Source organism: Bacillus sp. JJ1532, assembly GCF_036965085.1.
Lineage (GTDB): Bacteria > Bacillota > Bacilli > Bacillales > Cytobacillaceae > Cytobacillus.
In genome coordinates this window covers 1-18,185 of the sequence record NZ_JBALOW010000080.1, presented here as the reverse complement: position 1 = coordinate 18,185, position 18,185 = coordinate 1, and the positions used below count along the sequence as shown (strand labels likewise).

Sequence of the window (18,185 nt, the reverse complement as noted above, 5' to 3'; positions counted from 1 at the left end):
TCTCTATATAAATTTCTCCTCGGAGAAATTACACCCAGATTTTTATCCTTGCTGAAAAAAGTTAAAGGGGTTTTTCCACTCCATCAAAACGGCATGATGAAGAGATTCTTCATCTTCTAAGTAGTTTTCGATGATAGCAATCGGTGTTCTGCCTGATCGCAAAAGAAAGGAAATAACGGGATCACGCAGAACTCCTTTGACCACAGCATCAATATATTCACTTGGTGACATAGTCTCTGCCACTTTGTGATACCCTGGCATTCTTCCGCCGCCAAGCAAACGATCAAGGCCAAGCTGAACGACTACTTGATACATCGATTGCATCAACATTTTTCCTAGCCCCAGCTTACGGTACTTTGGTCTAACACTTATGTCAACAATATAAAGAGTGTTTCCGTTCGGGTCATGATTGCGAATATATCCGCTATCCGTTACCTCTTCCCATTTATGTGATGGATGTTTCGGATCAAAATGAACACAAACCCCAGTTAATGATCCAGCCAATTGGCCATTTACCTCTACACAAAGCGCCCCTTCAGGAAATAAAGTAACATGATATTGCAATTGTTCTTTATTCCACCATAATTCTGAAGGAAAAGGGGGCGGAAAGCATTCCGCTTGAATTTGGATCAGCTCATCAAAGTCAGACTCCGTGTAATTCCGTATAATAATAGGGACTGGTTTTTCCTGATCAAAGGCATAAAATTCGCTGCGATAAGCCATTTTCATCCCTCTTTACCATTTATTTTTCCCAATCCGGATATAGATCGACACGTCGATCACGCCAAGTTGTAACTGAACCTCTTTCTCTGACTTCATGTAACAGTGTTAAATCTAGATCCGCTGTAACAATCATATCATCATTGATTTCCCCTTCGACCATAATTCCTTTTGGAGGAAATGGGACATCATTTGGAGTAATAACAGCTGCTTGGCCAAAATTCCCCCGCATGAAATCAACAGTCGGAAGGGAACCGACAGTCCCTGTTACGACAACATACACTTGATTCTCAATTGCGCGTGCATGGCATGTATAACGAACGCGATGGAAGCCGTGACGGTCATCTGTACAAGATGGACAGAATATGACATCTGCCCCCTTAGCTTTTGCCATCCTAACGATTTCCGGAAATTCAATGTCATAGCATGTCAATATGGCAATTCGCCCTTTATCCGTGTCAAAAACCTCAAGCCCCTCACCTGCAGACATGTTCCATTCTTCTACTTCCGTTGGGGTAATATGCAATTTAGCCTGCTCAACAATCCGGCCGTCCGGGTAAAACATATGTGCCACATTGTATAAACGGCCTTCCTTTTCTATCACATGTGTACCGGCTATAATATGTGTATTCGTTTCTTTAGCGAATTTTGTAAAAAGATTCTTATATTGTTCTGTAAAGTCAGGAAGTTCATTAATCGTTAAACTTGTTCCTTGCTCATTCCCAATCGATAAAAGCTGGGTAGTAAAAAATTCAGGAAACAAAATAAATTCCGATCCAAACTCCTGTGCTGTTTTAATATAATGTTCACACTGCTTCGCAAAATCCTCAAATGAATGAATCGTATGCAGATGATACTGCACCGCAGAAACTCGTAGTTTCAATGTCATCCCCCTTATCATTTAATAATAGAGATGAGTTGTTAACTCAATCTTTATTGATTATCAGATATTTCACAAAAAATAACAATAGTCATTTTAAAAGTTTTCATTTTCCGCAGAAAAAGCGCTGCTATAAGAAGCAACGCTCTTGGTTTTATTATTTTACAATGAAATCTTTCTGTTAATCAAGATGCGGCTCCATACCAGCACTGACTATTTTGAATTCCAATTCACCTGTATTTTCGATTAAAAAGTACATTTTATTTTGCCCGCTTTTCAATTGGCCCTTATATCCCTTTTCCAATTCTGCATGGAAGGATACGACAAATTCAACTTGAGTTTTCGATCTAACACGCTCTTCTAACGTTTTCATTTCAATTTTCTTTATCCCTTTTTTAAATGCTTCAGTGTTAAAGTCCCCATACAAGAATTGTTCTGCAGCTTGGGTATGATCCACAAGCAGGAATTTAAAAAAGATAAAGGCCGGATTGATATTGCCTGGAATATCTAAATTCACAGGCATATATGGTCTTTCACTAATTTTCCACCCTTTGCCTTGCAAATAGATAACCTCAGTATGAAATGCTTCTGTTTCATTTAACTCGCCTACCGGAACCTCTAACTTATATGTTCTTTTCTTGTCATCCTTTTCTAAGAAAAGAGCCTTTGCTTTATCCCATTGCAACAGAGATCCCCCATCGGCTTCTGGCTGTGCCATCTTTCCTTTATGCTCGATTATTCCCCGTTCCTCGATAAACTGATTAGCCTGTGACTTAGTCAATGTGCTAGTCAAGTATTTCATGAGCTTTTTCTTTGTGCCAATGTCACTAGATAAATACCGGTATGGCATATTTTCATATTGAAATGATTGGTATTCACCCTTTTTATAGTTCCCGCCACTTTGAATATACGTTTCACTTTTCTTCCATTTACTTACTAAAGATACTACCTGTTTTTCAGTTATCGCCTTTTCCTGCTTCACATTTTGAACAATTTTATTTGGCTGCTCTTTGGCCATTGCTCCTTCTGTTAAAGTAAATACTGGTAAACTTAATATCGTTACGGCAAGCCCTGAATATAACCATTTTTTTGCTTTCATTTTGAATTCCTCCATTAACTCGTTTTGCTTTGTTTCTAACTGAATTGTACCCCAGCACCGAGTTTAAGGATTTACGAAATGGTTAAAAAAGAGTTCTATTTTGGTAACAGAAATTATAGTGATCTTACACTTGCCTGAATTTAATTTTTAGTATGATCTGGTTTAATACTTCCGAAATCACAAGTCCAGCAGCAATCGCACCTGAAATCATGAAGGCCTTTGCCGCTAACTGTATGGCGACATTATAATCGTTAACAACAAAATGACGCATCGCATTATAAGCAATTCCACCTGGGACAAGAGGGATAATTCCAGATATACTAAAAATGATAATCGGCGTTTTATACATTTTTGCGAAGATTTGACTGATAACCGCAACCATGAAAGCAGCAATAAATGATGCAATAACCGCATCAAAGTCATATTCTACAAGAGAAAAATATACAATCCACCCGACCATCCCAACAAGCCCGCATTTAATAAGGGACTTTCTCGGCGCGTTAAATAATATGGCGAAAGAAGCTGTAGCAACAAAGCTTGTGATTAAATGTACAATCATCATTTCTCATCCCCATCATTCTTTCTAAAAAAATGCGACAACGACCGCCACTCCTGTTCCGATTGCACAAGCGGTAAAAAATGCTTCCGCTCCCTTAGACAAGCCTGCCACTAAATGCCCGGCCATAAGATCTCGGATTGCATTTGTGATTAATAAACCCGGAACTAGCGGCATAACAGATCCAATAATAATTTTGTCTAGCTGTGTCCCTATTCCTGTCCGTACAAAAAAATAGGCACTTAACCCAATAATAAAAGCAGCTAAAAACTCCGAAAAAAACTTAATTTTCACTAGACGATGTATATAAATAAAACAAATAAATCCTAAACCGCCACTGATGATAGCTGGTAAAAAATCACTCCATTTTCCTAAATACATCAATAGAAAGCACCCGCTGGAAATAGATGCTGCAAGAATTTGCTGATATATAGGAAATGTGAAATTAGCCTTTTCAATTTCATTAAGCTTTATAAAGGCTTCTTTAATGTCCATTTCACCACTGCTTATTTTTCTTGAAATCCCATTAACTAAAGTAACTTTATATAGATCTGTTGTTCGCTCGGATATTCGAATGAGCTTTGCAGGCTCTGTTCCATCAATCGAAAAGATAATACCAGTTGGCACGACATAGCTATGAGAATGGGGAATGCCCAACGCTGCGGCAATTCTTGACATCGTATCCTCCACCCGATACGTTTCTCCGCCGCATTGCAGCATAATTTTTCCTGCAAGCAGACATAAATCAATCACTTCAAATGTTTGAGGAAATTTATTTTCCAACCTTATCCCTCCTTATGCTAAAACGATAGGCTGTTACCCTAATATTTTATTATTACAGATCATAATGCTTTAATAATATAAGGTCAAAATTAATATTATGCAACAGTTCTTCCATTTTATATTGTAAAGGTTTTATTAATTTCTTGTTCACCTTAAATCTATCGCATTTTATTTTGCTATGATGAAGAAGATTTCATTTGAAGGAGAATAATCGTGAACCAAAATATTAGAAAAAACAACTTTACATCTTTACTTGAAATTCTTTTTATTTCCATGAAGCTAGGGTTAACCTCATTTGGCGGTCCCGTTGCACACCTTGGATATTTTCATCAGGAATATGTGAAAAGACGAAAGTGGCTGGATGAAAAAAGCTATGCTGATTTAGTTGCACTATGCCAATTTCTTCCTGGGCCTGCGAGCAGTCAGGTTGGCATTGGCATTGGGGTTATTCGCGGCGGATTGATGGGCGGAATTTTAGCCTTTCTTGGATTTACATTGCCTTCTGTCTTTGCCTTAATTTTGTTTGCCCAACTGCTTAGTATTCAAGAAATTGGGGCTTCCTCTTGGATTCATGGGCTAAAAATTGTAGCAGTCGTGGTAGTCGCCCACGCCATCCTCGGAATGGCCCAAAAGCTAGCACCTGATTTAAAAAGAAAGACCATTGCCTTGTTTGCCATTGTTGCGACCCTTTTCTGGCAAACTGCCTTTTCACAAATCGGCATTATACTATTATCTGGTGTTTTAGGCTACCTATTTTATAAAAACTCTATTGATCAAATAGAGAAACAAAATCATTTTCCACTTTCAAAACGATTAGCTTTCGGATGCCTTCTAATATTCGTTTTACTGCTAATCGGGTTACCTGTACTAAGAGAGATGACTAATCTAGACTGGGTTGCCTTATTTGACAGCTTCTACCGTTCTGGTTCTCTCGTATTTGGCGGGGGGCATGTCGTGTTGCCTCTGCTTGAGCGAGAATTTGTGCCGACAGGATGGCTAAGTGAAGAAGCATTTCTAGCTGGATATGGAGCAACACAAGCTGTACCTGGGCCTTTATTTACATTCGCTGCCTATATTGGTGCTATTATTAACGGCTGGCAAGGTGGTTTGCTTGCAACTTTTGCGATTTTTTTACCCGCTTTTTTGCTTATTTTAGGAACATTGCCATTCTGGAACGAGCTTCGTTCAAATCCAAAAATTACAGGGGCTTTAATGGGTGTAAATGCTGCGGTAGTTGGTATCTTAGTGGCTGCATTCTATCATCCTATTTGGACGGGTTCGATTTTAGCACCTAAAGATTTCGCATTCGCCGTCATCCTTTTTAGTATGCTTACTTATTGGAAACTTCCGCCATGGGTTATTGTTTTAACTGGAGCGGCGGGCGGAATATTGCAAGATTATATCTGACAGAAAAGGCTGCCAAATTGGCAGCCTTTTTATAATGGGATCTCCAAAATAACTTTCGTTCCCTTGCCTTTTACAGAATGGATCGTCATTGTACCGCTCACTGCACGCGCCCTATCCTCCATACTGAAAAGTCCAACTCCACGTGATATTTGATCCACATCAAATCCTATTCCCTTATCCTCAATCACTACTCTGATTCCATCATCCATTTTTCGAATGATCACTGACGCCTCATCTGTTTCTGCGTATTTCCGAATATTCGTCAGACTTTCTTGTATAATGCGATAGATAGAAATTTCCGTACTAGGACTAAGACGGCTATTTAAATAACAATCAAAATGTACATTGATAAGATAATTTTCTGAAAACCTCACTAAATAAGAGCGTATTGCCGGAATTAGCCCAAGATCATCAAGTACGGACGGTCTCAGCTCCCATGAAAGATCACGAAGGTCTTCAATAATTTCCCTCGCTTCATCTTGCATTTGTTCCAGTAAAGGATGTTCCATTTCTGCCTGCAGCCTGTTTATCGTAATTAAATGGCTATATAAATTTTGTCCCACCCCATCATGCAGCTCTCTAGATAATCTTTTTCTTTCCTCTTCTTGAATATCAATTATCTTTGTCATCATATTTTGGAGCTCATCTTCTATCTGCTTTCTGTTTGTAATTTCATGCCGAATCGCTAAATATTGATAGGGTTTGCCGTTTTCACCAAGGAAAGGAACAATGGTCGTATCCACCCAGTAAAAGGTACCATCCTTTGCCTGATTCCTTATTTCACCCTTCCATACTTCCCCTGAAGAAATGGTCCGCCAAAGCTCAGTGAAAAACTCCTTAGAATGATAATTTGAGTTTATGATTCGATGATCTTGCCCAATAAGCTCCTCAGCAGAATACTTAGATACTTCGCAGAATTTCTGATTGACATATGTAATAATACCTTTATGATTAGTAAATGCGACAATCGTTGACTCATCTAATGCAAATTGTAAATCGACAAGCTCATGAAGATAATAAGATTGCTGTTTATTAATTCTGGAATGATCCATAGCATGATGAAAAATAACAAGATAAAATTTTTCCTGATTTAAAGAAAAACTGTTCACCCTGAATATAAGGGAAATTCTTTGACCTTCCAAACGCTCTCCCTTTTGATGAATAACAACACCTTCATTAATTTCCCTTAAGTTCGTTTCAGGGAATAATACATTAAAATTAATTCCGACCATTTCACTTTCTGGATATCCAAAGCTTTCACAGGCTTTATTATTGGCGTACGAAATGGCGCCTGATTCGTTGACGAGAATAGTCGCTTCATTCGAATCAGGAGCAGGTAAATTTCGGTTCATTATTAACCTCCTGTGGGCTACTAAAACAAACTTTCAAAAGCTTTTGCAGCTTGTTTAACTGTTAATTGTTCCTTTTCCGTTAGAGGGGTATTTGACCGTCTCCCTACTAATAACACACCTTTCGGAACACTTTTTATAAATAGAGGGACTGCGAATGCAAATACTAGCTTTTCAGCCAGCATGATCGGATATTCAAGTGCCTTGCCCGTAATCTCTTCTGGGAAATTTTTTATCGTGATTGGACTTCCTGTAGAAATCACTTTACCAGCGATTCCTTTTCCATAGCGAACAGTAATTCTCTTATACTTCTCATTACTGTTGCCGGCTGCAGAATGCCAACTAACATCAGGTCCCTCCTGATTTTGCAAAGCCAGTCCAACAAAATCCACATTCATAGTTGTTAATATTTTTTCACATTGATTTGCAATTTCCACTGAGTTTATCAAGGTTTTGACCATCCCTTAAATTCCATATCCTAATAACCCCTTTTTCAAAGCAAATTCAACTAGCTCTGGCCTTGTTTTCATTTGTAGCTTCTCCATTAAGTTGCTCTTATGTGTTTCGACTGTTTTCACACTAATTACTAGCTGTTCTGCAATCTCTTTATTAGAAAATCCTTTGGCAATAAAGGTAAGCACTTCCTTTTCTCGATCAGACAACAGGTTAAATGTATCTGTATTCCCTTGTTTAACTCCGAAAAGGTACTCCTCCATTACTCTTTTCGTCGCTGATGGATGCAAATATGCGTTGCCATTAGCAACTGAACGAATGGCTGACAGCAGTTCATCATGTGGGGCACTTTTCAATATGCAGCCAGAAGCTCCTGCTTGGATAGCTCTAAATAAATACTCTTCATCATCATGCATAGTAAGAATAAGGATTGCTGTATCTGGCAATAATTTTTTCAATTCAGAAGTAGCCGATAATCCATCTCTTCCATGTGGCATGCTTAAATCCATGACCACAACATTTGGATTAAGCTCAAGTGATTTTTGGATCCCTTCATTTCCCTCGGATGCTTCACCGACAACTTCTATGTCCGGATGATTATTTAAAAGCATTTTTAATCCCATTCTAACAACGGCATGATCATCACAAAGAAGAATTTTAATCAAGTCATCTCCCCCATTCGTTTTTTTCTATGTAATCCATTATATAAAAATTTACAGCAGACTCCTAGTTTAGTGTGCTAAATATACAATAAGGGATTGCATACCGCAAATCCCCTAAGTGTTTGTTTCATATTATATTGGCAACTGAAGTTCAATCAGTGTACCTTCCCCTATTTTTGAAGAAAGAAACCATTGTCCGCCAATTAAATGCATCCGCTCCTGCATGGCGGCTAGGCCGGTCGATTGATGCATCCCTTTTTCCATATCAAAGCCTTTTCCAGCATCTTTAATAAAGATTCGCAAATGGCTTTGCTCCCATATAAAGGTTACCTCCGCATTTACTGTATCCGCATATCTGGCAATATTGGCTAAGGCCTCCTGACAAACTCGGAATAATGTAATCCTTTCCTTTTCATTCAGAGAGACCTCTTCACCCATACTCACTAAATGTACTTCGATCCCGTAGGTGGAAGTATAAAGCTTTAAATAGCTTTTCATTGCCGGCAGAAGTCCAAGCGTCGTTAAGGTAGGAGGGTGTAATTCAACCGAAAGCAGCCTAATCTCTTGAATCGTTCTTTCTAGTAATTCAGCCATGCTGCCGACATAGCCTTTCATCGTATCTTCTTCAACAGCTGATTGAATGAATTGCATACCTGTGTAAAGACTATACAAATTTTGCCCAACACCTTCGTGAAGTTCAATGGCTATTCGCTTGATTTCATCTTCTTGAGACTGAATGATATAAGAACTAATATTTCTTCGGGCTGATTTTGTATCCATACCTTCCTTCCTCTCTAGCGCTACGCTTCCTTCACATTCCTGCTCGACATATCACTAAACATTCCGGCATATTGTACAACTTCTCCGGCGTCATTTTTAATGGCACTAATCGTTAGCCATTGTAGATATGGTTCTCCATCCTTGCGTTTATTCCAAATTTCTCCTTGCCAGAATCCATTCTCTTCAATAGAGTTCCATAATCCTTCATAAAAATCTTTCGATTGCATGCCGGATTTTAAGATATTCGGATTCTTCCCGATGACTTCGTTCTTTGTATACCCTGTAATTTTTGAAAATGCAGGGTTTATTGAAATAATTTTACCATGAATGTCCGTTACAAGAATCCCTTCAACTGTGTGATCAATTACTTGATTAGCAATCCCCATTTTTCCTTGGTAATACATCCAAATGACTAATATTAAGCTTGCTAAAGCGACTTCAGATAACGCCATAAACCCGATTGCATAATGGCCAGTAATATTAAACAGGATGGTTAAAATTAATGGCGGGAAAAATCCTCCAAGTCCTCCCATCGCTGAAACAATCCCATTGACGATTCCTGCCTGTTTATGAAAATACATTGGAACGAGTTTAAATATTACCCCATTTCCGACACCTGCACAAAGTGCAATCGTTAGACAGCCAAATGTGTACCAGCCGATGGATGGAGCGAAGGATAGGATCATCGCTGAAATTGTATATACTCCAAAAACGAACATTAATAAAATGAGAGAATGAAAACGGTCAGCTAACCAGCCGCCAAGTGGTCTCATCACAGTAGCAATCACGATGAACCCAGCTGTTCTTAATCCAGCATCTACTTTATCAAGCCCGAAGCTTGCGACTAAAAAGTTTGGCAAATAAATAGTAAAGGCAACAAATGAACCGAAAGTAATAAAGTAAAATAAACTTAAGAGCCATAGTTTTTCGTTTTTATAAACACCTTTAATTTGTTCCATTAAAGGAGTTTTGACCCGATGTTCTTTTTTATCGCCTAAGAAGAAGTTGGCTACGATGAAAATGCCCAGAATAACAAGATAAAACTGAACAGTAGTAGACCAGCCAAACTTAGAAGCTAATACTGGGGCTCCGAAAGCTGATAGCGCAGTTCCAAGATTACCAGCACCATAAATTCCATTTACAAAACCATGGCGTTCCTTTGGATAATATTTTGGAAGAGATGTTACTCCTACTGAGAAAACCGCTCCGCCAATCCCTAAGAAAAGACCGCCAATTAATAAATCAGTGATAGAGTTAGCAATGCTAATATAATAAACAGGGAAGATTAGCAAAATAAAGCTTATTAAAAAGATCGTCCGTGCACCAAATTGATTTGCATAATAGCCTAATGGAATCCTTAGTATGGATCCAAGGATAACAGGAATAGCTGTTACAAGTGCCAATTGATTCGCTGGTATGGCAATATCCTCTTTAATATAAGGCAATAAGGATGAAATTAATACCCAGACCATGAAGCCAACGACAAGGTTTAATGTTTGTAATGGAAGCTGTATTTTTTTAACCATTCAAACCACTCTCTCTTCTAATCACATAGTTTAAACCTGATTGCTCATCCAAGGCAGACCATTCACCATCATTTAGCACAACTTTCGCCGTTAGTGGGACCGCAAAGAAATACCGGTCATCAAAATAAATGCGAAGATGTGTTCCATCTGGGCATAGCCCTGTTTTTGCAATCGTTTTTTCCACAAAAGGGGCTTGATCCCCATTTTCTTGATCTAAAATTGCTACTTTAACTGTTTTTCTTACAAATGAATCTAACGTTTCCAGTTCAATGGGCTCCACAGCTTGAGCATCCTCTCTTTGCAGGGTAGATAAACATTTTATAGCCTTGAAGGTATTCCCAGAAAGCGGAATCTGCATGATCCTCTATATAGGCGGCTGTTTCATCCTCTGAATTCCATTTACTCATACCCTTTACTTCGGCAATAACGATTTCTATATCATTTTCAATTTTCTCTTCTAAATACCAGTTCAAACGGACACCGGCAAAAAGCTTTGTCAGCATTTGATCAATTTCGCCAGCAAAATTTCCTGACGGCATTCTCATAAAACAAAAATCAAGATATGTTTCACTGTTCATTTGCTTCACGCCTTTACATTTTTCATCTTTTTATAAGCAAATAAGGCAATTGGAAAAAGGATAATATTTAATCCGCAAAATATTAACGTATTTACATAGTTTTCGTAAAAGAATTGATGGACCATATATTGTGTAAATACGATATTGAGAAACAAAACGGCAGCAAGGACAATGACTCCAACGTAACTACGCTTCATATCGTTTCACCTTTACTGCATATACAGCACCCTTCTCTACTTTTACTTGAATTTCTGGAAGTGGCCGTCTTGGTGGTCCTGCAGTTGGAGCACCTGTTTGAACATCAAATTTGCCATGGTGACAAGGACAAACCATTTCTCCTTGATCCTTGACCCAAAATACGGGACAGCGTAAATGTGTGCATGCATTTTGGTATGCAACATATTTATTTTCAGATAATCTTATTAGAATTGCATCATCATGTTCTCCTGGAAATTTGAAATCAACGGCATCTCCGATTGGGAGTTTTTCGATATCGATAATTTTTTTATGAGGATATTCCTTTTCTCCAAGACCCATTAATTCTTTTGCGGCAACCGCTCCCCATGGAAGGGAGGAAACAGCGAACACCCCAGCTGCACCCACTAACGTTTTCATAAAGCCGCGTCGGTCGAGCTTCCGTTCATTATTCTGATTAATATTATGTGTGTAATTATCTTCTTGAAAGGGGATTTTATTATTTTTATCTGATGGCACTTGAATCCCTCCTAAAACAACTTAGTTACGCCTTGTAAAATACCAGGCAGATTGATTTTCACGTTCGTTTCACCTTCAAGATAAGGCAGGCTCGTTATCCATTTGCCATTATCAAGATTGAATTGCTTTTTCTTATTTTCAATTTCTTCATCTGTCAACCATTGAAGCGTATTAGATGGACAAACACTCGCACACATTGGCGGGATTCCATCCTTCGTACGATCAATACATAGGTCACATTTATACATTAAGTTCTGTTCTATATCAAACTTCGGTATTCCATATGGGCAGGCAATCGTACAGTTTTGGCAGCCAATACATTTCTCGACTAATGCTGATAAAACAGCCCCGGTTTCATGTATCTGAATCGCTTGCGCCGGGCAGCTCCTTGCACATGCCGGATTCACACAGTGAAGGCACATGAGAGGCATAGTTTGCCGATTAACTAATGGGTTTACATCGTAAACATAGTTCCGGTTTCTTTCCTCATGCCCGCCGCACTGTGTACAGGCGGCAAGGCATGAACGGCATCCGATACAATTTTCTAATTCTAAATAAAGCCTCTTTTTCATTTACTGCACCTTCTTTATTTCAAGTTTTTCCATTTGAGCGGCACATGCTTTAAATTCTGGCATTCTTGAAATTGGATCAAGAGCACCGATTGTTAATATATTTATAGATTTATCATGGCCCCAGTGGTAAGGAACAAACACGGAATCCTTCCGAATGGCCTCTGTGATTTTTACCTTATAGATCGTTTCTCCCCTGCGAGTAAAGAGACGGACTGATTCTTCATGTTCAATATTGTATTTTGCAGCCGTTTCTGGATGTACTTCTACAAATGGATCAGGACACATATCATGAAGGAATTGAATTCTTCTCGTCTGATTCCCTGATAAATAATGGTAGACAACACGTCCTGTCGTTAATCGCAATGGGTATTCTTCATCCGGTTCTTCTGCGGATGGTCTGTATGGCAATGCAAAGATTTTTGCTCTTCCATCAGGATGATTGAACTTTTTATCTAAAAATAATCGTGGTGTTCCAGGGTCATTTTCATCTCTACATGGCCAGAAAACGCCGTCTTGCTTGTCGATCTTTTCCCATGTGACGCCGTAGTAATCAGCAGTTCCACCTTTGGAAGCGACACGCAGCTCATTAAAGATGTCTTCAGAGGTTTTTAAGTGTGAAAAATATTTGCCGCGCCTCATTCTCTCGGAAATCTCTATTTGAATCTGCCAGTCTGGCTTTGATTCGCCTAGTGGCTTTTGTGCTTGATTGATCTTAATAATTCGTCCCTCAACATTTGTTGTTGTTCCTTCATCTTCTGCCCAAGTGGTTGTTGGCAGCACGACATCAGCAAATTCAGCTGATTCCGAAAGATAAAAGTCAACACATACCATGAATTCTAGGTTTTTCAGCTGCTCCCGAACATAGTTCTGATCTGGTGCTGAAACGGCAGGATTTGAACATAAAAGGTATAATGCGCGAATCGTCTTTTGTTGCATTAATCCAAACATTTCAAATGCGGATACACCCTCTTTTGGCATTTCTTCCGGTTCAATACCCCACACCTTTGAAACATATTTTACGTGATCAGGATTTGCTATTTTACGATATCCAGGCAGAGCATCGGCTTTTTGACCATGTTCACGACCCCCTTGACCATTCCCTTGTCCTGTAATGGTCGCAACACCCGATTTAGCACGGCCAATTTTCCCCGTAACAAGTGCCATATTTGTATAGCCAGAAACGTTATCTACCCCTTTTATTTGTTGCTCAATTCCTCTGGCAAACATGACAATTGCATTTGGAGCTTTTCCGTATAATTCTGCAGCCCGAATAATTTTCTCAGGTGCCACACCTGTGATCGCACTCGTATACTCTGGTGTGAATTCTTTTACTAGTTCCTTTGTTTCTTCAAAGCCATTTGTATGATTTTTAATAAATTCTTCATCTGTATAGCCGTTTTGAATTAATAAATTTAATATCCCATTTGCAAGTGCAAGATCAGTACCTGGTCTTAAATCAAGGTGAAGATCCGCTCTTCTAGCTACTGGTGTTTCCCTTGGATCAGCAACAATCACATAGCCGCCTCGTTCTTGAACTGCCCACACTCTGAACATCATGGTCGGGTGACATTCGGCGGTATTGCTGCCTGCAAGAAATATACAATCGGTATCCTGTATATCTGTCCATGGAATCGTTGAACCTCTATCGATACCCAGGGAACGATTTAAACCACCTGCAGCACTTGCCATACAGAATCGGCCATTATAATCAATGTAGCGTGTTTGCAGTCCAACCCGAGCGAATTTCCCGGTTAAGTAACACTTTTCATTAGTCATGGAAACGCCGCTATACACTGAGAGTGAATCTTTTCCATAATTCTCTTGAAGCTCTGTGAATTTTTTTACGATAAGTTCGTATGCCTCATCCCAGCTTGCTTCACGGAAGCCATTTTTCGTACCTTTTAACGATTGATCATCACGAATTAATGGTTTTAGCAAACGGTCATTATTGTTTACCTGTTGGTAAGCAGTAACTCCCTTTGGACACATCTTTCCAAGTGTAACAGGCCAATCATATCGAGGCTCTACCCCAATAATTTTGTTTGTTATTGTATTTACCCGTAAGTTCATCCCACACTGCATAGCACAATAGCTACAGTGTGTTTTGATTAAAGTTTCATTTGGGTGATTCAGGTTTTCAATATCTTTAAAAAACTGATCTCTCTCGTTTCTAAAATTAACCCTTTGCATTTTGGTTGGCCTCCTTCACTTTTACCTCATGGGTAGGGAAACCGGAGAATTGTGCAATCCGGTATTTTCTTCGGCAAGGGAGGCACATTTCAGCAAGATGATGCCCTTCCTTTGTCATAAATTCGATATGATTCACGCCAAGTACTTCAACGACATCTTTTGATTGTTCTTCTGATACAAAGCCTTCTCCACAAATCTTACATTTTTTCATTTCTTGTTCTGCATAATGTTCTCTGTAGTTTCTTGCTAACACACTCATTGGGCGGAAAGGAATATGTGCTAGTTTTCCAAAAGGCAGATAAATGAGTGTAATAATGACGGACCACTGATGGATCAGTGACATTGCTGGCTGACCTGAACCGTGTAAAAAGATGTTCATAAAGGTTAAAGCTAAACCTGTGATACTAACTAATAAAAGCATGTAAAGCGGCAGGAAATCATATAGGAATTTCTGCTCCGCTCTTGCCTGCATATTTTTCAAGCGGCGGTAAAGCGCCATGCATACTCCTGCAATGACCATTACGGCCGTAATATTTAAGGCATTATAGGATAGGTTTGCAATGATTCCATCTGCTGGGACTGTCATGACATTCATGCCCATTGCGATAATATTGTAGTAACCATTGTCGTCCATCGTGAAATACATCCAGCCGAAAACGAGAGGAAAAGTCACTAAGCAAGAAAGGATACATCCCCAACCGATTAGGACGTGCTGGGTCCATCGGTAAATTCCCCTATTCCAGATGAAATTGTATGTAGCTAAATGCTCTACAGATGTTTTTGGTGTTGATTTTCTAAATAGCAGTTTAATTCCCTTTTTGATAAAAATCTTTGTTGGCGGTCTTTCGCCCCAAGCGATAAATCGATAGAAGAACCCTCCGATAAATACGATTGTTCCAACCATATATCCATAAAGGTTTAAATCAACATGTGTGAACATTCTTGTTCCAATAAAGGATAGGATGACTAATCCAAGAACTGATAGAAACATAGACTTAGCAAAATTTGATGCAAATGCATTATTAATTGAATTGACGCGCTTTTCTTCAACCGCGGCTTTTGCCTGCATGTTTATTCCTCCTCATTCCAAACGATTAACTTACCCTTATTGTAAGAGTTAAGGAATTTTAAACATATCGGGGAACTTCCCTATCTTGTGGGGGAAATCCCCTTATCTTGAATTATGGGAAACTATTTGTGTTTTTTTACTTTTAACCCAAAAATCCCTTGGACAAACATCACTGATTATGAGTACTTTTTCTAAAATTCCTATTATCAAATTTTTCTGAAACCAAAACGAACTTTCTAACGTATACCTTTTATCGGAGGTGTTTTATTATGAAAAAAGGGATCATCATCTTTCTGGTCACAATCATAATTGAAACGGGGCTCACAATTTTTCTTGCTTCATTTTTTTCCGTGCGATTTATTGAATTGATGTTTTTTGCTGGGGTTGCCTTTTCAGCATTGACCATCTGGTTTTCTAGCAGCGGCGGTACGATAACAAATTATCAAAATAGCAAAATAGGTGCTTCCACTGGCATCATTCAGAATAGGGAAGAATTTAAATTGCGCCCAAATTATGTTGTTTATGCTTCAATTCTATTTCTCTTCATTGGGCTCATTATCTTCATCTTATTATTAACGAATGTAATACCTCCTGCTTAATCAAGTTGGAGGACTATAATCAATAAACATGATAAAATAGAAAGACAATTATTAAGGAGTGATTTGAGTGGCTAAATCAAAAGCAAAAAAACAGAGGGAGAAATCCGTCCGTGAGGGAAAAAGAAATCCTGAGTGCAGCAGAAGCACGTTTGTATTCGTAGACATGAGGACAAGAACAACAAAGACAAAGAAAGATTATCTGAATCGTCAAAAACATAAGAACCATACACTTGTTGATGGAAGTGATGGTTCTTTTTATTTTGTCAAATTATTGAGCTTTTAAATATTTTTCCCGATAGGTGATATAGGATTGTAAACTTCCTTGATAAATTAGTCTATGAGAGGATGCTTCCTTAAGGTCTTGTGGGGTGATCATGCAAAGATGCTTATTATTTATATCGAGGAGCCTGCCTTCTTGTAACACCATGGCAACAAAATGTGAGCAAAAAAAGGCGTGCTTTCTATGAATTCTTTTATTTAAAGCAATGGCCAATAAGCCAAGCAAATTGTAGCGATATTTTTGCTTATTTTCATCGATTTTTTTTATTAAATTTAACATTTGATAATATTTCTTTTCACTTACTGTAAATACATATACTGCACAAGATGCATTCTTGAATAGCTCTGACCGAATATCTTCCTTTACAAATCCGCCAACAAAGGGATTCCTTGGTCTTTTTCTACCAAAACTGTACACCTCAGTCAGTTCACAGTCGAAGCCAATCGAAGCATGGTTATGGCATTCTTTCGTATATAACTTAATCATTCTAGTAAATAACGTTCCTGTATCGGTAAGCAGAAGATACACCTTTCTGTCCCCCATGAATAACCCTCCTGCAAAACAATTCAAATTGGAATCCCTAAATCTATTCCGCAACTCTTCTGCTTCCATTAAAACAAATTTTCATTTTATTCATAAGACACTAGAGATTTATATTTTGGTAGGACCTGAGACTTAGTTCTAATCTTCATTCATACCTACTCATACCCATTATTATACAAAAATTATTCACCTTTGGATATTAAAAAAGTGAAATCATATGAATATTTTGAATATAGATATAAAGAAGAATTGAAGTTAGTAAGGGGGAATTTCATGTAGTCCTGGTTAAATGTATTTATAATGATCATCATTGTTTGGATACTGATTGAAGAAGGGATTTATTTTTTTGTTAATCGCAGCATTTTCGGCCAATCCTTTTTAGAAAAGAAATGGAGAAGCCTTATAATGCTGATAAGGAAGAAAATCAAAAGGAATGCATCTTAATTGCAATTTTGTCAAAATTATTAGAGGATGATATTGAAGGAGTACATAATAATATATTTGGAGGTATACGCATGAATCCTGTTAATCATTTTCTTTCACATCGTACCGTTACAAATGCCTTAGTTGAAAAAATCGAAGAATCCAATTACGATTTTAAACCCACTGAAACTTCGATGAGTGCACAAAAATTAGTGACACATATTTACACGTCCTATTATAAGTTTATTAAAACAGTTAAAGAGGGCAACGGATCTCCGTTTATGGAGAAGTTCGAGAATACGCAATTGTCTCTATCGCAGCTAGGTGAAGAATCCACAGAGAAAACAAAAGAGCTTCTAGCTTCACTTACGGAAGAAGAGCTTGACCGCGAAATCGACATGTCGAAAATTTTCGGAATGAAAGTGTCGGGCCATCAAATGGTGCAAATGGCCATTGAACATGAAATTCATCATAAGGGTAATTTATTTGTCTACGTCAGGGAAATGGGACATACGGATCTGCCATTTTACATAAGTCATAAATAATAAAGTAAAGATTAAACAGACTTGCAGCCATTGCTAGTCTGTTTTTTTGCGGCAAAAATATAGGGTAAAATTCTTGATGGTTGTACATATTAACATTGTCAGCAAGACTTATTTAAGGAGGCATGATTGTGACTAAACAAGGAAGACATAATTTAAATCAAACCCGCGCTCAAATTGAAAAACAAGACAAAAGAAACGATATCGAACTAGGTGAGGAATTCCAAATCGGAAATGATTCTTCTCAGAGTCAGAAAAAAAGCGGGAAACAGGTTAATATGAAGAAAATGAAATAATAAGAAGGCCGCTTCGATAAATGTCATCGAAGCGGTATTTTTTAAGTAACCTTCATGGCTACCGTTTTTATGGATTCATGGCAAAAACGAGTGCCATGAACACTTCATGACGACCGTTTTCACTAGCTCATAGCAAAAACGAGAGCCATGAACGCTTCATGACG

At 38.3% G+C, this 18,185-nt stretch carries 23 protein-coding genes; 5 read left to right on the top strand and 18 right to left on the bottom strand.

Features of this window, described 5'->3' with window-relative positions:
* Positions 1-42: 42 nt before the first annotated feature.
* The 5 genes from V7122_RS21615 to V7122_RS21595 all read right to left on the bottom strand — a co-directional run bounded on the left by V7122_RS21615 (position 43) and on the right by V7122_RS21595 (position 4,038).
* Positions 43-723, bottom strand: coding sequence for a GNAT family N-acetyltransferase (locus tag V7122_RS21615; RefSeq protein WP_335354328.1), 681 nt, complete (start codon positions 721-723; stop codon positions 43-45).
* A gap of 19 nt (positions 724-742) precedes the next feature.
* Positions 743-1,603 carry a carbon-nitrogen hydrolase family protein gene (locus V7122_RS21610; protein ID WP_335354327.1) on the bottom strand — a complete coding sequence of 287 codons (861 nt, stop codon included), beginning with the start codon at positions 1,601-1,603 and terminating at the stop codon, positions 743-745.
* A gap of 178 nt (positions 1,604-1,781) precedes the next feature.
* Positions 1,782-2,699 (bottom strand): DL-endopeptidase inhibitor IseA family protein, encoded by a 918-nt coding sequence (locus tag V7122_RS21605; RefSeq protein ID WP_335354326.1) that lies wholly within the window; start codon positions 2,697-2,699, stop codon positions 1,782-1,784.
* Positions 2,700-2,823: 124 nt separating this feature from the next.
* A complete protein-coding gene (locus V7122_RS21600; RefSeq protein ID WP_438824024.1) occupies positions 2,824-3,258 on the bottom strand; it encodes a threonine/serine exporter family protein in 435 nt (144 codons plus the stop codon).
* Positions 3,259-3,282: 24 nt separating this feature from the next.
* A complete protein-coding gene (locus V7122_RS21595) occupies positions 3,283-4,038 on the bottom strand; it encodes a threonine/serine exporter family protein (protein ID WP_335354325.1) in 756 nt (251 codons plus the stop codon).
* A gap of 273 nt (positions 4,039-4,311) precedes the next feature.
* Between V7122_RS21595 and V7122_RS21590 the strand changes: the two genes are divergently transcribed.
* Positions 4,312-5,445 (top strand): chromate transporter, encoded by a 1,134-nt coding sequence (locus tag V7122_RS21590; RefSeq protein ID WP_438824717.1) that lies wholly within the window; start codon positions 4,312-4,314, stop codon positions 5,443-5,445.
* Between the two features lie 29 nt (positions 5,446-5,474).
* On the opposite strand, the gene V7122_RS21585 is transcribed toward V7122_RS21590, so the two are convergent.
* The 12 genes from V7122_RS21585 to V7122_RS21530 form a co-directional block, all read right to left on the bottom strand.
* Positions 5,475-6,797, bottom strand: coding sequence for a PAS domain S-box protein (locus V7122_RS21585; protein WP_335354323.1), 1,323 nt, complete (start codon positions 6,795-6,797; stop codon positions 5,475-5,477).
* 20 nt (positions 6,798-6,817) lie between these two features.
* Complete coding sequence (locus V7122_RS21580; RefSeq protein ID WP_335354322.1) at positions 6,818-7,243, bottom strand: GAF domain-containing protein; 426 nt, start codon at positions 7,241-7,243, stop codon at positions 6,818-6,820.
* A gap of 15 nt (positions 7,244-7,258) precedes the next feature.
* Positions 7,259-7,912, bottom strand: a complete 654-nt coding sequence (locus V7122_RS21575) for a response regulator transcription factor (protein WP_335354321.1) — start codon at positions 7,910-7,912, stop codon at positions 7,259-7,261.
* Between the two features lie 129 nt (positions 7,913-8,041).
* On the bottom strand, positions 8,042-8,689 hold the full coding sequence (locus tag V7122_RS21570) for a sensor histidine kinase (protein WP_335528994.1): 648 nt from the start codon (positions 8,687-8,689) through the stop codon (positions 8,042-8,044).
* Positions 8,690-8,709: 20 nt separating this feature from the next.
* Positions 8,710-10,215, bottom strand: a complete 1,506-nt coding sequence (locus V7122_RS21565; protein ID WP_335354319.1) for a nitrate/nitrite transporter — start codon at positions 10,213-10,215, stop codon at positions 8,710-8,712.
* On the bottom strand, positions 10,208-10,495 hold the full coding sequence (locus V7122_RS21560) for a hypothetical protein (RefSeq protein WP_335354318.1): 288 nt from the start codon (positions 10,493-10,495) through the stop codon (positions 10,208-10,210). The genes V7122_RS21565 and V7122_RS21560 overlap by 8 nt, the downstream gene beginning before the upstream one ends.
* Positions 10,482-10,793, bottom strand: coding sequence for a hypothetical protein (locus tag V7122_RS21555; protein ID WP_335354317.1), 312 nt, complete (start codon positions 10,791-10,793; stop codon positions 10,482-10,484). The genes V7122_RS21560 and V7122_RS21555 overlap by 14 nt, the downstream gene beginning before the upstream one ends.
* A 5-nt stretch (positions 10,794-10,798) precedes the next feature.
* The gene (locus tag V7122_RS21550; RefSeq protein WP_335344915.1) at positions 10,799-10,990 is read right to left on the bottom strand and encodes a hypothetical protein; all 192 of its coding nucleotides are present in this window, start codon (positions 10,988-10,990) and stop codon (positions 10,799-10,801) included.
* Entirely contained in the window at positions 10,980-11,507 is a 528-nt protein-coding gene (locus tag V7122_RS21545) for a Rieske (2Fe-2S) protein (protein ID WP_335354316.1), read from the bottom strand. The genes V7122_RS21550 and V7122_RS21545 overlap by 11 nt, the downstream gene beginning before the upstream one ends.
* Positions 11,508-11,518: 11 nt before the next feature.
* A complete protein-coding gene (locus tag V7122_RS21540) occupies positions 11,519-12,079 on the bottom strand; it encodes a 4Fe-4S dicluster domain-containing protein (protein WP_335354315.1) in 561 nt (186 codons plus the stop codon).
* Positions 12,080-14,269, bottom strand: coding sequence for a molybdopterin oxidoreductase family protein (locus V7122_RS21535; RefSeq protein ID WP_335528988.1), 2,190 nt, complete (start codon positions 14,267-14,269; stop codon positions 12,080-12,082).
* A complete protein-coding gene (locus V7122_RS21530) occupies positions 14,256-15,338 on the bottom strand; it encodes a hypothetical protein (protein WP_335528985.1) in 1,083 nt (360 codons plus the stop codon). Before V7122_RS21530 ends, V7122_RS21535 begins: the two co-directional genes overlap by 14 nt.
* A gap of 269 nt (positions 15,339-15,607) precedes the next feature.
* Here V7122_RS21530 and V7122_RS21525 point away from each other — a divergent pair, with 269 nt between their 5' ends.
* Together V7122_RS21525 and V7122_RS21520 are read left to right on the top strand one after the other, a co-directional pair.
* Positions 15,608-15,937: a hypothetical protein gene (locus V7122_RS21525; protein WP_335354313.1), complete on the top strand. Its 330-nt coding sequence runs from the start codon at positions 15,608-15,610 to the stop codon at positions 15,935-15,937.
* Between the two features lie 67 nt (positions 15,938-16,004).
* A complete protein-coding gene (locus V7122_RS21520; RefSeq protein WP_335344921.1) occupies positions 16,005-16,220 on the top strand; it encodes a hypothetical protein in 216 nt (71 codons plus the stop codon).
* Here V7122_RS21520 and V7122_RS21515 read toward each other — a convergent pair.
* Positions 16,206-16,760, bottom strand: a complete 555-nt coding sequence (locus tag V7122_RS21515) for a hypothetical protein (protein ID WP_335344922.1) — start codon at positions 16,758-16,760, stop codon at positions 16,206-16,208. The genes V7122_RS21520 and V7122_RS21515 overlap by 15 nt on opposite strands.
* 515 nt (positions 16,761-17,275) lie before the next feature.
* On the opposite strand from V7122_RS21515, the gene V7122_RS21510 reads away from it, so the two are divergent.
* Both V7122_RS21510 and V7122_RS21505 read left to right on the top strand, forming a co-directional pair.
* Positions 17,276-17,728: a DinB family protein gene (locus tag V7122_RS21510; RefSeq protein ID WP_335354311.1), complete on the top strand. Its 453-nt coding sequence runs from the start codon at positions 17,276-17,278 to the stop codon at positions 17,726-17,728.
* Positions 17,729-17,856: 128 nt separating this feature from the next.
* Positions 17,857-18,021 (top strand): hypothetical protein, encoded by a 165-nt coding sequence (locus V7122_RS21505; RefSeq protein ID WP_335344924.1) that lies wholly within the window; start codon positions 17,857-17,859, stop codon positions 18,019-18,021.
* Positions 18,022-18,185: the final 164 nt, after the last annotated feature.